We start from the raw sequence: 12,236 nt of genomic DNA, 5'->3' as shown, positions 1-12,236 counted from the left end.
CTCACTCCTTGACGCTCATATACTCCTCGGCCCAACGGATATATTCCTCGGGCTGGGTGTAGGTGTGGGTCAGTTCCGTGGCGCTGAGGTCTGACGCCTGGGTGAAGATCTGACGCTGTTCCCGCAGACTGTCGTAGGTAGCCTTGATCGCGGCGAAATACGCGCCGTGGCCGTCAATCGTGATCCTCACGCCCAGTTCAGCCAGGCGTTTATCGTCGCGCAGCAGCGGGTTGCCATAAGTCACGAGCATCAGCGGTACGTTCAGGTTCTCGCTGATTTGCTCCAGATGCTCGAAATCCTGCACGCCTACCATGCAAATGCCGTCCGCGCCGGCGCGCTCGTATTGCCGGGTGCGACTGATGATCTCCTGGACCGGCAGAATCCCCGCGTTCGTGCGGGCGACGATGGCCATTTCCGAGTCGACCCGCGCCTCCAGAGCCGCGCGAATCTTGCCGACGCCTTCGGCCACGCTGATCAGGTCGGTGGACTTTCGGCCAAATTGCGCCGGCAGCAAGGTGTCTTCAATCGTCAACGCCGCCACGCCGGCGCGTTCGAGCTCGATAATGGTACGCATCACGTTCAGTGCGTTGCCGTAGCCGTGGTCGGCGTCGGCGATCACCGGCAGTTGCGCGACACGTCCGATGCGGGTGGCCTGCTCGGCAAATTCGCTGAGGGTGATCAGGGCAAAATCCGGCGCGCCCAATACTTGCAGTGACGCCACCGAGCCTCCAAGGATGCCTACCTCGAAACCCAGGTCGGCGGCAATGCGCGCCGACATCGGATCGAACACTGAAGCTGTGTGGTAGCAATTTGTGGAAGCCAGCAATTGGCGGAAATTTCGACGCAAATCTTGATGGGAAAGCCTGGACATATGAGTTCCACCAATGGAATGGAAGGGCTTGAGCAAAAGTGTCAACGCCTAAGGATGGAAAGCTATCACGCGGGACGGCCAAGGATGATGACGAATTTACAGGGACAGGCTGGCCGAAGTCGATCCCATGAGATATGGCAGGCGCCGCGCCGCTATGCCGCCACCGCCTGGCGATCCTGTTTGAACAGCAGCACGGCGCGCACCGTGTCACCCGGTTGTACTTGCAGGCGCTTGGCGGTCAGGCGATCGACCACCAGGCCCTGGCCGTGCAGGTGCCCCCGGGCGCTGGTGACGCGGCAGTTTTCCAGGCGCCGGTTATGAATCAGCCAGACCGGCGCCCGTTCGTCCGGGGTGCCTATGGTCAGCGTCAGCGACTGGCTGTCGCGGACGCTGCGGATGTTCGATACCGGCGCTTCGATCACCGGGCCGGCGTCGAAGATATCCACGTACCCTTTATGGGCAAAACCCTCATCGCCAAGGATCTTCAAGGCCGGCTCGGTGTTGGGGTGAGCCTTGCCGATCACGGCCTGGGCCTGTTCGGTGAGCAGGCAGGTGTACAGCGGTTGGCGGGGCATCAGCTCGGCGATGAAGGATTTGTTGCCCATGCTGGACAACTGGTCGGCGTGGCTGAAGTCCTTCTGGAAAAAGTGTCGTCCCAGGCTGTCCCAGAACGGCGAGCAACCTTGTTCATCGGCGTGGCCGCGTAATTCCGCGATCAGCTTATCGCCAAACAGCCCGGAAAACTCCGCCACGAACAGCAGGCGCGCCAGGGACAGCAGCCGCCCGTTATGGCCGCGACGGTGCTGGGGATGAAGAAACAACGAGCAGATTTCCGACTGCCCGGTCATCTCGTTACTGAGGAACAGCGTCGGAATATGCCGCTGGATGCCCAGCTCGGGCGCCGAGCTGACCGTGACCCCGAGCCGATAGTTGTACCAGGGCTCGCGCAGTCCGATTGCGCCAGTGAGAGCGCTGATACCCACTACCTGACGGTCGTCGTCTTCGAGCACGAACAGATAGTCGGCGTCCGCCCGTTCGACCTGTCCGGCGAAGGTGCGCTGGGCCCAGCGTACCCGGTGCGCCAGGCGCTCCTCGTTGGCCGGCAGGCTGGTGAACCCAGGGCCGGCGCAACGGGCGAGGTCCATCAATGCGGGCAAGTCGGTCAGGGCAACCGGGCGGACTACCACGAAGCGCCTCCTTCTACAGGCCGGGCGGGACGCTGCCGCACGATGCGGGATCGTATGCAGCTCATAAGCTGACCATCCGAATCCGGTCACCGTCGGCAACGTCTAGCGCTGCCAGCATGTCAGGGGACAGGCGCACGAAGCCTTCGGCGTCAAGGTCCAGGTCGGCGATGATGGCCCGGTAATTACCCAGGCCATCATTACTCACCAGGTAGCGCCCCGTGGCGTCAACCTGCTGGCTCGGACGCACGACGGCCGAGCGGCTATGAATGATCGAGCGGATGTTCGCGACCCGGGCATGCATCGTCGGCCCGCCGTCAAAGATGTCCACGTAATTATTGGTTTCGAAACCCTCGCGTTCGAGAATGTCGAAGGCTTCCTGGCCGTCGGGGTGGATCCGGCCGATACAAGCCTGGGCCTGGGGCGGCAACATAGGGACATAGATCGGGTACTGCGGCATCAGGTCAGCGAGAAAGGTCCGACTCTGCAGGCCGCACAGTCGTTCGGCTTCGGTGTAGGGCAGGTCGAAAAAGTGCTGGCCGATGGCATCCCAGAAGGGCGACTGGCCTTCCTCGCTGCTGTACCCGACGATCTCTGTGATCACCGAGTCGGCAAAGCGTTGGGGATGGGCGCCGATAAACATCAGCCGGGCGCGGGACAACAATTGCGATTGCGCCGTGTGCACGTGTGCGGCGTCGATATGAAAGCCGCGCAGCAGCGTCTGGCCATTCAGGTCCTGGCACAGCGACAGTGCCGGTACGCCATGCTGGATGTTCAATTCCCGGGACTCGCTGGAAAACGGCCGGTTGCGCAGGCTGTAGAACGGCCCGTCGCAACCGGTGGCCGCAACGATTTCCGAGCAGCCCAGCAGGCGGCCCGACCCCAGGTCCTGCAGGACAAAAAAGTAATTCTGGGCACCGGGGCGTTGCACGTCGGTTTCGAACGAGGCGCATGAGCTGAGGATTCTGTCCCGCAGGCGATCAGTGTCGTCGGGAAGCGAGGTGACGCCCACCAGGCTGTCGCGGGCCAGCTGCTGCAACTGCGGCAAATCGGTTAACTGAACTGGACGTAAAGCCAGCATGGATAACACTCCTGTTTCAAAGAGCCCGCCGAGAGGTGCCGGGCCTGACGATCACTGTCGATGTCCACGCGTTGAAGCTTGTAGCAGAGATTTGACACTGTCGCGTTACAGCAGCGGCGCGAGATAGGCACTCCAGGTCCGCACCGATTCGGGACTGCGCAACAGGTCGTTGCGTACTTCGATCAGCACCGAATCCAGGCCGCGGCCGTCGCCGTGGACTGGAACCGTCATGTCACTCAACGGGCTGACCTTATAGGGCTGATTGCCGGCGGCCCGCAGCGAATGGCGCGCCAACCCGTCGACGATGCGCTGGGCATATTCCCGGGCTTCGCCAAACAATACCCCGGCCTCAAGGGCCCGCGGCTGGCCGTAGAACACCGGGGTGAAACTGTGGATGCCGACCACTCGCACGGTCCGGTTGTCGGCCAGGCGTCGGTCGATCAAGGCGCGCAATTGATCATGGAATGGATGGAAGAGGTACCGTTGGCGATACGCGCGCGTAGCTTCATCCAAGGACTGGTTGTCAGGAATCTGGTAGATCTCGCTTTGCGCCGGAATGCTGTCGGCGACGTGAAGCGGACGGTTCAGGTCGATCAACAGCCTTGAATAGTTGGCCGACAGCAAGGTGGCGCCGAGGGTTTCGGACAGCCGCTCGGCCAGGGCCAGCGCACCGATGTCCCAGGCAATATGTTCCTGGGCGGCGGTTTCATCCAGGCCCAGGTCTTTCAGTGCATCAGGAATGTAGCGGCTGGCATGCTCGCAAACCAGCAACAATGGATGCTCGGAGTCTTCACGCAGCAACCGGAAAGCAGGCTTGGTATAGAGGCCCGATTCGGCACATTCAATGGATTCACGCATAGTGCTCACAAAGTTCGGCTGGTGACAGCGCCTGGGGCAAGGCGTCGGGCGGCGCCCGGCCATACAGGGCACATATGATCTTGTGTACCGAAAGCATCATAGCCAGGCATGGATCAGTGATCGGGTCTCTGAAGAGAGGCATCCGTGCTCCTTGCCGGGATGAGTGCTGGTTTCTTTTCTAGCGCCGAAAATAGTATTTGGGCAGCAGGTGCCGCGTGTCCAGAGGTTTTTACTTTCCGTTTAAAAAGCCTCAAGTCATGTAGAGGCCTTGTAGGGCAAGGGTTTGGTTGGAACGCCAATGTATGTCAGCTATCGCTCCCGTCTGTGTCAGACATACCGCCTTTTTGTCCGGGTTATTTGATTTCATATAAGGTGTTGTACAAGAAAATACGGGAGGGTTGCTGTGTTGAGCCGTCCGACAGCCTGAGTATCCAACGTGCAAGCCACTCGCCTGACCCTGATCTGCCATGCCCGCACCGCCGCCCAGAAAGATGCACGTTTCGGCTTGGACGAACCGCTGGACGCCGGCTGGCTGGCGACGCGTGCCGAGATCGGCCATGAATACCGGAACGTCCGCCGCCTGCTTTGCGGGCCAGAGCTGCGCACCCGCCAGACCGCGGCGCTGTTGGGCGACGATCCGCAGGTGGTCCAGGCGTTGGCCGATTGTGATTTCGGGCGTTGGCGCGGGATGTCTGTCGATGAGTTGCTCAAGACGGAGCCGGAATGCCTTCAAGCCTGGCGTGACGACCCGGACGCCGCGCCCCACGGCGGCGAGTCCGTCAGCGGGGTATGTCGCCGGGTCGGCGACTGGCTGACGACGCTGCAACACACTCCGGGCCATTGGCTGGCCGTTACCCATCCGTTCGTGATTCGCGCTGCCCTGCTGAACGTACTCGGTTGCCCGCTGGGCATGTTCCACCGGATCGACATCGAATCGCTTTCCGTCACTGAGTTGCGTTTCAACGGGGTGTGGCGATTTCGCACCCAGGGGCCTGGCCGGGAGCCGCAAGCATGAAGAGATTGTCGGTGATAGGCATCGGTGCCGGTGATCCCGATCACCTGACGATGCAAGCAGTGAAGGCCCTGAATCAGGTCGATGTGTTTTTCCTGATGGACAAAGGGCCCGGCAAGGACGCGCTGTTGGACCTGCGTCGCGACATCTGTCGCCGCTACATCACTGATCGCACCTACCGTTTTGTCGAAGCCGGCAGTCCCGAGCGCCAGCGCGAGGATCTGGACTACACGGCCAGTGTCGAGGCACTTAACCGGGCGAAGCAGGCAACGTTCGAAAGATTGATCAATGAGCAATTGTCTGACGGGCAGCGTGGCGGTTTCCTGGTGTGGGGCGACCCATCGCTGTACGACAGCACCCTGCGCATCCTGCAGGCGATCCTTGATTCGGGGCGCTGCGTCTTCGAGTTCGATGTCGTTCCGGGGATCACCAGCGTCCAGGCCCTCGCGGCGCGACACAAGGTGCCGTTGAACAGTATCGGCGGCTCGCTGGAGATCACCACGGGGCGCAGGCTGGCGGCGGGGCAGGTTGGCGATGCGGCGAGCACGGTGGTGATGCTTGATGCCGAGGATGCGTATCGCCAGGTCAGCGATCCTGATACGCAGATCTATTGGGGCGCCTACGTGGGAATGGCGGATGAATTGCTCATTGCCGGACGGCTGGGGGACGTGGCCGACGACATCGAACGCACCCGCAAGGCGGCGCGACAGGCGAACGGGTGGATCATGGATACGTATTTGTTGCGCAAACCCTGATGGTGCGGATCAACCCGTGGCGAGGGAGCTTGCTCCCGCTCGACTGCGAAGCAGGCGCAAGACATTAGCCATCTTGTGCATCGGGGTTGCTGCGCAACCCAGCGGGAGCAAGCTCCCTCGCCACGGAGGACCTCGAAGACGTCGTCACCCTCGCCCAAACCGCTCCCGGTACACCGACGGCGCCAGCCCTACCACGTTGCGAAACGCTACCCGGAAACTTTCCACCGAACGATAGCCACACAGCTGGGCAATGTTGTCGGTGTTGTCTTGCGTGCTTTCCAGCAATTCCCGCGCCCGTGCCAGGCGCTCATGTTGCAGCCAGGCCTTGGGCGACAGGCCGCAAGCCTGGGTGAAGCGACGCAGGAAGGTCCGTTCGCTCATGGCGGCGTGACTGGCCAGGTCGCGCACTCCCAGCGGCTCGTGGAGACGTTCCCGGGCCCATTGCATGACGCCGGACAAATCGCTGCGCGGCGTGCGGCTGACCGGCGAGGGAATGAACTGCGCCTGGCCACCGGTGCGCTGGGTCGGCATGACCAGCCGGCGCGCCACGGCATTGGCGACCTGGGCGCCGAAATCCCGCGCCACCAGATGCAGGCAGGCATCGATGCCGGCCGCGCTGCCAGCCGAGGTGATGATCTGGCCGGAGTCGACGTAAAGGACGTCGGGATCGACTTCGATGGTCGGGTAGCTGTCGGCGAGTTCGTCGGTGTAGCGCCAATGCGTGGTGGCGCCCAAGCCGTCGAGCAGCCCGGTGGCCGCCAGGACAAAAGCCCCCGAGCAGATCGACAACAGGCGAGCGCCACGGGCATGGGCTCGTCGCAAGGCCTTGAGCAGGGCATCGGAGGGCGGTTCGCTGCGACTGCGCCAGCCCGGCACGATAATGGTTCGCGCGCTGTCGAGCAGCTCCATGCCGCCATCGGCCAATACCCGGAAGCCGCCCATTGCGCGCATCGGGCCGTCGTCGACAGCGACGATGCGGTGTTCATACCAGGGAAAATCAAACTCGGGCCGTGCCAGTCCGAATATCTCGACGGCGACGCCGAATTCGAACGTGCACAGCCCGTCGTAGGCGAGAATCGCGACGAGGCCAGGGGTAGGCTGCATTTGGCGGAAAATTCCCACAGAGTGTCTTGTACGCCACTGTAGCGGTTGGCGGCGGGTGGATAAAGTCTCTCCAAGCCCTTATCCGTCCCTGGAGTAAAAACGATGACCAGCCCTGTTCGCGAAGTGCCTGCCGCCCCGTCCGACATTGCCCTGCAGCATTTCAGCCGGCGCCTGATGTTCGAAACCGATTGTTCCGACGTACGTGCCAGCCAGGACGCCGCTGAGATCGATTTTGTCCTCGTTGATGTGCGCGGGCCGCAAGCCTACGCACGCGGGCACGTGCCCGGGGCGATCAACCTGCCGACCCGCACGCTGACCGCCGAGGCGCTTGCGGCCTATCCCCAGGCCACCCTGTTCGTGGTCTATTGCGCGGGGCCGCATTGCAACGGCGCCAACAAGGCTGCGGTGCGCCTGGCGACCCTGGGGTACCCGGTCAAGGAAATGATCGGTGGTGTCATGGGCTGGCTCGACGAAGGTTTCCGCCTGACCGGTTCCGTGGAGCGCGTGACGGAGCAGGCGGTCAGCTGCGATTGTTGAACGGTGCGTCCTCCTTGTGGTGAGAACAAGCTCCCTCGCCACAAGGGCTGATTGCTTTCGGTTTTGCAAATGCTTTCCATCTTTATAACTATTTGTCGCCTATACGCAATTCCGCTCCCGAGTGCCCCTCTAGACTCCCGCTCACTTCGGTTCTCGCTGATCGAACGCTGTTTCCGAATCTGCCCATAACGATCAAAAAAACCTGCGCACTCAGGAGCAAAAATGAAGAAGCTTGTCATGTTCGGTGCCCTGGCACTGTCCGTACTCTCCCTGTCGGCCGTGGCCGAAGACGCCAAGCCGATCCGCCTCGGGATCGAGGCCGGTTATCCACCTTTTTCGATGAAAACCCCTGATGGCAAGCTGACCGGCTTCGATGTGGATATCGGCGACGCGCTGTGCGCGCAGATGAAGGTCAAATGCACCTGGGTCGAGCAAGAGTTCGACGGGCTGATTCCGGCACTGAAGGTGAGGAAGATCGACGCGGTCCTGTCGTCGATGACCATCACTGATGACCGCAAGAAAAACGTCGACTTCACCATCAAGTACTACCACACCCCGGCGCGTTTCGTGATGAAGGAAGGTACGGACGTCAAGGACCCGCTGACCGAACTCAAGGGCAAGAAAGTCGGCGTGTTGCGCGCCAGTACCCATGACCGCTTCGCGACCGAAGTGCTGGTGCCGGCGGGAATCAACCTGGTGCGCTACAGCTCCCAGCAGGAAGCCAACCTGGACATGGTCGCCGGTCGCCTCGACGCCATGCTGGCCGACTCGGTCAACCTCGACGAAGGTTTCCTGAAAACCGCCGCCGGCAAAGGCTTTGCCTTCGTCGGGCCAACCTATGAAGACGCCAAGTATTTCGGCGGCGGCGCCGGCATCGCGGTGCGCAAGGGTGACAAGGCCCTGGCGGACCAGTTCAACGCCGCCATCAGCGAAATCCGCGCCAATGGCACCTACAAGAAAGTGCAGGACAAATATTTCGCTTTTGACGTCTATGGGCATTAATCGCTGAAGGAAACAGGTGGCCCGCCGCTGACCCGGCCGGCCACCTTTTTCATGGGCGATTGTTTTACCCTGAGCCTGTCGAGAACCGATATCTGGAGTGCCAATGCAACGCATCGACCATACCCTGCCGTGGAGCCACCTGGGCACGGAGCGCCGGCTCAGCGTGTTTCGTTTCGGCCATGGCCCGCGCAAGGCCTACATCCAGGCCAGCCTGCACGCCGATGAACTACCGGGCATGCGCACGGCATGGGAACTGAAACAGCGGCTCAGCGACCTTGAGTCCCGCGGCCTGCTCAAAGGCGTGATCGAACTGGTGCCGGTGGCCAATCCCATCGGCCTGGACCAGCATCTGCAGAGTGCCCACATGGGGCGTTTCGAGCTGGGCAGCGGGAAAAATTTCAACCGTTCCTTCGTCGAACTCAGCGCCCCGGTGGCGCAGCGCATCGGGGCTCGTCTGGGCGACGATCCGGCTGCCAACGTCACCTTGATCCGGCAAACCATGGCCGAGGTGCTCGACGAACTACCCGCGCCACCTTCGCAACTCGAAGCCATGCATCGGCTGTTGCTTCGCCATGCCTGCGACGCCGACGTCACTCTCGACCTGCACTGCGATTTCGAGGCCGCCATTCACTTGTACGCGTTGCCGCAACAATGGCCGCAGTGGCGCTCGCTGGCCGCGCGGCTGAGGGCCGGTGTGGCGTTGTTGTGCGAGGATTCCGGCGGCAGCTCGTTCGATGAGTCCTGTTCCACGCCCTGGTTGCGCCTGGCGAGGATCTTTCCGCAAGCGGCCATTCCGGCGGCCAACCTGGCGACGACGCTGGAACTGGGCAGCATGGGCGACACCCGGGTGGAGCAGGCCCGGGCCAGTTGCGAGGCCATCCTCGGATTTCTCGCCGAACAGGGACTCATCGGCGGTGACTGGCCGGCCGCGCCGGCGCAATGCTGCGAGGGTTTTCCATTCGAAGGCACCGAATACCTGTTTGCCCCGCACCATGGCGTGGTGAGCTTCCTGCGCGACGCTGGCGAGTGGGTGGAGCGGGGCGATGCTTTGTTCGAAGTGGTCGATCCGTTGAACGACCGAGTGACCACGGTCCACGCCGGCACCAGCGGCGTATTGTTCGCCCTGGATCGCGGGCGCTATACCCAGCCGGGCATCTGGCAGGCGAAAGTCGCCGGGCGTGAGCCGATTCGGGCGGGGAAATTGATCAACGACTGATAAGTGCTGTCTACCTCACCGCACGGTCGTCACCGTGCGGTTATCCAATGCTGGAGGAAGACCGATGTTCAAAGCGTTCGCCCTGTTTCTGCTGCTGGTGTCTGCCGGAGCGCAGGCCCAACCGTCGCTGCATACCGACTTGCCACTCAACTACCTGGCCCGCGCCGATGAACAGGCCAGGAACCGGCCACTGGTGATTTTCCTGCACGGTTCGGGCAGCAACGAAGAAGACCTGCTGACGCTCGCCGACGAACTGCCCAAGCACTACAACTACCTTTCGGTGCGGGCACCCAAGTCGATGGAGCCGGGGCGCTACCAATGGTTTGCCAGGAAAGGCGAGGGCGCCTATGAAGGTGACACGTCAGACCTGAAGGCCAGCGGCCAGATGCTCCTGGAATTCATCGAGAAGGCTCGGGCCAAATACCCGACCGATGCGAGCAACGTCTATCTGGTGGGTTTCAGTCAAGGCGCGATGATGAGCTACGAGGTAGCCCTGAGACACCCCGAAGCCGTCGGCGGCATTGCCGCGATGGGCGGGCGAGTTCTTTCGGTGTTGCGCGCCGAACTGACGCCCGATGAATCGCGCCGGGATCTGGCGGTGTTCATAGGCCACGGCACGGTGGACCCGATCATTCCCTACCACGACGGCACCGACGCTGACACGTTCCTCAAGACCCTGGCCCTGGAACCGGAATTCCACGCGTATCCGGGGCTTGGTCACAACATCAGCGCGCAGGAGGTGAAGGACCTGCGGGCCTGGCTGGAGCGGCTCAACCCTTGATCCAGCCGGATCCCTGTGGGAGCGAGCCTGCTCCTATACTTCGATGGCGGTGAGCCTCTGTTTTCGAGTACGCCAAATTTCTCTGTGGGAGCGAGCCTGCTCGCGAATGCAGCAATGGGGTCCACCAGGCACACCGCACAGGCCCATCACTTTCCGCTGGCGATCTGCTTGACCAATGCCTCATGACCGGCCTGGTCGCTCGCCCTGGAGATGATCTGCACCACGGCCATGCGTGTGCCGGAAGCCCCTATCAGGGTAGTGTCCAACGTGGGCCCGCCACCTTGGGTGGCCCGGGTGTCGAGCTGGCGCAGGCCGAGGCCGGTGGCTTTCAGGGTCAGGCTCTTTTCCCCGAGGATTTTGGCATCCGGCAGGGCCTTGGTCTTCTGGACGGCGAAATCGGCGAAGGTCGTGTCCAGGAAGGCCGCGTCGTTATCGTTTACATTCGCCCCGTCGACCAGGGTGTTCTCCGCCGTGATCACCACCGTTTTGCGGGTGGCATTGCTGTACATCGTACCGCTCGCCCCGGCGGTTCCCTGCGCCACGTCCCCTGCGAACAAGGGCGTCGCCGTGAAGCCCGGGGGGAGGGTGAAGCTGAACTTGCCGCCCAGCAGCGAAACCTTCTGGGCCGGTGCTTGCGCCACGGGTTTCTTGGGCTGGGCGGCAAGGGCCGGGGATGCGACCAGGCTGGTGATCGCTGCCAGTAGCAGGGCGGCAGCTGGTTTACTCAGCAATGACATTAAAACGCTCCATGGGCTGGTTGGCTTGAAACTGGAACACGAGTCGTCCTTGTCGGTCATGGGTTCGATACGTTAACACCGACGGCACTGAAGCGCCGCGCCAGCGCCCGACGTTCGAAGTGCTCGGTAATGAAGTCGACAAAGACGCGGGTCTTGGCGGGCATCAGCGTACGACTCGGGTAATAGAGCGAGATCGCGCCAAGGTCGACATACCATTGCGGCAGCAGCCGCACCAGCTCGCCGCGCTCCAGCCAGGGCAAGACATCCGGCACCGTCAACAGCGCAACGCCCAGGCCCAGCAAGGCAGATTCACGCATCGCGACCGGATCGTTGAAGGTGATCGACTCCGGCAACGACACCGCGCACTCGAGCCCGGCGCTGTTGCGCATCATCGGTTGGCGCACACGGCCGGTCAGGCTGGAGCGCAGGACGATGTTAGCGTGATCGGCCAATTGCTCCGGATGCTGGGGCTGGGCATGAACGGCCAGGTACTGCGGGCTGGCGACGGCAATCAGGTGGGCTGGCGCCAAAGTCCGGGACACCACGCCGGGAGTCAATTCGAAACCGCCTCCAATCGCCGCGTCGAAACCCTCGGCAATCAAGTCGACCCGACGATTTTCGAAATGCCATTCCGGCCGGATCAGGGGATATCGACCGAGGAAAGCAGGCATTAACGGCAAGACGTGAGCCATGCCAAAGCTGGGGGAGAGGCTGACCCGCAACAGGCCGGCCGGCTCGCCACGTTCGGCGCTCACCGCGCCAATCGCAACCTGCAGGGCTTGAAGGTTGCCGCCGATGCTGGCGAGGAAATGTTCGCCGGTTTCGGTCAGGGAAAGCTTGCGGGTCGAACGCTGGAACAGGCGTACACCCAGGTTTCGCTCCAGCATCGCCACGTTGCGGCTGACGGCGGCGGGCGTCAGCGCCAGCAGCCTGGCGGCAGCGGAAAAACTGCCGGTCTCGGCACTGCGCACGAAACATTCGAGGTTGGCGAGGGTTTCCATTTGATGGGACCTGATAGTAATGCTTGAAGATAATTCAAGCCATTACCGACTAATCAGGGTGCAATGGCAAGCGCAATATGCACCTCAACGGCGGACA

13 protein-coding genes are annotated in these 12,236 nt (G+C 62.2%); 6 read left to right on the top strand and 7 right to left on the bottom strand.

From position 1 onward, the window contains the following. Position 1 precedes the first annotated feature (1 nt). The 4 genes from J3P91_RS17505 to J3P91_RS17490 all read right to left on the bottom strand — a co-directional run bounded on the left by J3P91_RS17505 (position 2) and on the right by J3P91_RS17490 (position 3,994). Positions 2-871, bottom strand: coding sequence for an isocitrate lyase/PEP mutase family protein (locus J3P91_RS17505; protein WP_434601241.1), 870 nt, complete (start codon positions 869-871; stop codon positions 2-4). A gap of 152 nt (positions 872-1,023) precedes the next feature. Continuing rightward, positions 1,024-2,058, bottom strand: coding sequence for an arginine N-succinyltransferase (astA, locus tag J3P91_RS17500; protein WP_434573247.1), 1,035 nt, complete (start codon positions 2,056-2,058; stop codon positions 1,024-1,026). A gap of 61 nt (positions 2,059-2,119) precedes the next feature. After that, entirely contained in the window at positions 2,120-3,136 is a 1,017-nt protein-coding gene (locus J3P91_RS17495) for an arginine N-succinyltransferase (protein ID WP_434601240.1), read from the bottom strand. A gap of 105 nt (positions 3,137-3,241) precedes the next feature. Continuing rightward, positions 3,242-3,994 (bottom strand): N-formylglutamate amidohydrolase, encoded by a 753-nt coding sequence (locus J3P91_RS17490; protein WP_434601239.1) that lies wholly within the window; start codon positions 3,992-3,994, stop codon positions 3,242-3,244. A gap of 436 nt (positions 3,995-4,430) precedes the next feature. Between J3P91_RS17490 and J3P91_RS17485 the strand changes: the two genes are divergently transcribed. Together J3P91_RS17485 and cobF are read left to right on the top strand one after the other, a co-directional pair. Then, positions 4,431-5,009 carry a histidine phosphatase family protein gene (locus J3P91_RS17485; RefSeq protein ID WP_434601238.1) on the top strand — a complete coding sequence of 193 codons (579 nt, stop codon included), beginning with the start codon at positions 4,431-4,433 and terminating at the stop codon, positions 5,007-5,009. Next, on the top strand, positions 5,006-5,761 hold the full coding sequence (gene cobF / locus J3P91_RS17480) for a precorrin-6A synthase (deacetylating) (protein ID WP_434601237.1): 756 nt from the start codon (positions 5,006-5,008) through the stop codon (positions 5,759-5,761). The genes J3P91_RS17485 and cobF overlap by 4 nt, the downstream gene beginning before the upstream one ends. Before the next feature lie 144 nt (positions 5,762-5,905). On the opposite strand, the gene ftrA is transcribed toward cobF, so the two are convergent. Continuing rightward, the gene (ftrA, locus tag J3P91_RS17475) at positions 5,906-6,865 is read right to left on the bottom strand and encodes a transcriptional regulator FtrA (RefSeq protein WP_434601236.1); all 960 of its coding nucleotides are present in this window, start codon (positions 6,863-6,865) and stop codon (positions 5,906-5,908) included. 102 nt (positions 6,866-6,967) lie between these two features. On the opposite strand from ftrA, the gene J3P91_RS17470 reads away from it, so the two are divergent. The 4 genes from J3P91_RS17470 (at position 6,968) to J3P91_RS17455 (ending at position 10,401) form a co-directional block, all read left to right on the top strand. Continuing rightward, complete coding sequence (locus J3P91_RS17470; protein ID WP_434601235.1) at positions 6,968-7,402, top strand: rhodanese-like domain-containing protein; 435 nt, start codon at positions 6,968-6,970, stop codon at positions 7,400-7,402. Between the two features lie 222 nt (positions 7,403-7,624). After that, positions 7,625-8,404, top strand: coding sequence for an ABC transporter substrate-binding protein (locus J3P91_RS17465; RefSeq protein ID WP_434601234.1), 780 nt, complete (start codon positions 7,625-7,627; stop codon positions 8,402-8,404). Between the two features lie 103 nt (positions 8,405-8,507). Then, complete coding sequence (locus J3P91_RS17460; protein WP_434601233.1) at positions 8,508-9,620, top strand: succinylglutamate desuccinylase/aspartoacylase family protein; 1,113 nt, start codon at positions 8,508-8,510, stop codon at positions 9,618-9,620. 64 nt (positions 9,621-9,684) lie between these two features. Then, complete coding sequence (locus tag J3P91_RS17455; protein ID WP_434573263.1) at positions 9,685-10,401, top strand: alpha/beta hydrolase; 717 nt, start codon at positions 9,685-9,687, stop codon at positions 10,399-10,401. A 146-nt stretch (positions 10,402-10,547) separates the two neighbouring features. Here the strand turns inward: J3P91_RS17455 and J3P91_RS17450 are convergent, their stop codons facing one another. After that, the gene (locus tag J3P91_RS17450) at positions 10,548-11,138 is read right to left on the bottom strand and encodes a hypothetical protein (RefSeq protein ID WP_434601232.1); all 591 of its coding nucleotides are present in this window, start codon (positions 11,136-11,138) and stop codon (positions 10,548-10,550) included. A gap of 56 nt (positions 11,139-11,194) precedes the next feature. Beyond that, positions 11,195-12,139 (bottom strand): LysR family transcriptional regulator, encoded by a 945-nt coding sequence (locus J3P91_RS17445; RefSeq protein ID WP_434601231.1) that lies wholly within the window; start codon positions 12,137-12,139, stop codon positions 11,195-11,197. Positions 12,140-12,236 lie beyond the last annotated feature (97 nt).

Origin of the sequence: Pseudomonas sp. Z4-7 (assembly GCF_051131965.1) — a bacterium.
GTDB lineage: Bacteria > Pseudomonadota > Gammaproteobacteria > Pseudomonadales > Pseudomonadaceae > Aquipseudomonas.
The sequence above is the reverse complement of the archived record's forward strand: the minus strand, read 5'-3'. Positions and strand labels throughout refer to the sequence as shown.

Excerpts from the sequence above, each read along its gene's own strand:
- J3P91_RS17505 (WP_434601241.1), bottom strand. The coding sequence starts at position 871 with ATGTCCAGGCTTTCCCATCAAGATTTGCGTCGAAATTTCCGCCAATTG.
- J3P91_RS17495 (WP_434601240.1), bottom strand. The coding sequence starts at position 3,136 with ATGCTGGCTTTACGTCCAGTTCAGTTAACCGATTTGCCGCAGTTGCAG.
- J3P91_RS17490 (WP_434601239.1), bottom strand. The coding sequence starts at position 3,994 with ATGCGTGAATCCATTGAATGTGCCGAATCGGGCCTCTATACCAAGCCT.
- cobF (WP_434601237.1), top strand. The coding sequence starts at position 5,006 with ATGAAGAGATTGTCGGTGATAGGCATCGGTGCCGGTGATCCCGATCAC.
- ftrA (WP_434601236.1), bottom strand. The coding sequence starts at position 6,865 with ATGCAGCCTACCCCTGGCCTCGTCGCGATTCTCGCCTACGACGGGCTG.
- J3P91_RS17470 (WP_434601235.1), top strand. The coding sequence starts at position 6,968 with ATGACCAGCCCTGTTCGCGAAGTGCCTGCCGCCCCGTCCGACATTGCC.
- J3P91_RS17465 (WP_434601234.1), top strand. The coding sequence starts at position 7,625 with ATGAAGAAGCTTGTCATGTTCGGTGCCCTGGCACTGTCCGTACTCTCC.
- J3P91_RS17460 (WP_434601233.1), top strand. The coding sequence starts at position 8,508 with ATGCAACGCATCGACCATACCCTGCCGTGGAGCCACCTGGGCACGGAG.
- J3P91_RS17455 (WP_434573263.1), top strand. The coding sequence starts at position 9,685 with ATGTTCAAAGCGTTCGCCCTGTTTCTGCTGCTGGTGTCTGCCGGAGCG.
- J3P91_RS17450 (WP_434601232.1), bottom strand. The coding sequence starts at position 11,138 with ATGTCATTGCTGAGTAAACCAGCTGCCGCCCTGCTACTGGCAGCGATC.
- J3P91_RS17445 (WP_434601231.1), bottom strand. The coding sequence starts at position 12,139 with ATGGAAACCCTCGCCAACCTCGAATGTTTCGTGCGCAGTGCCGAGACC.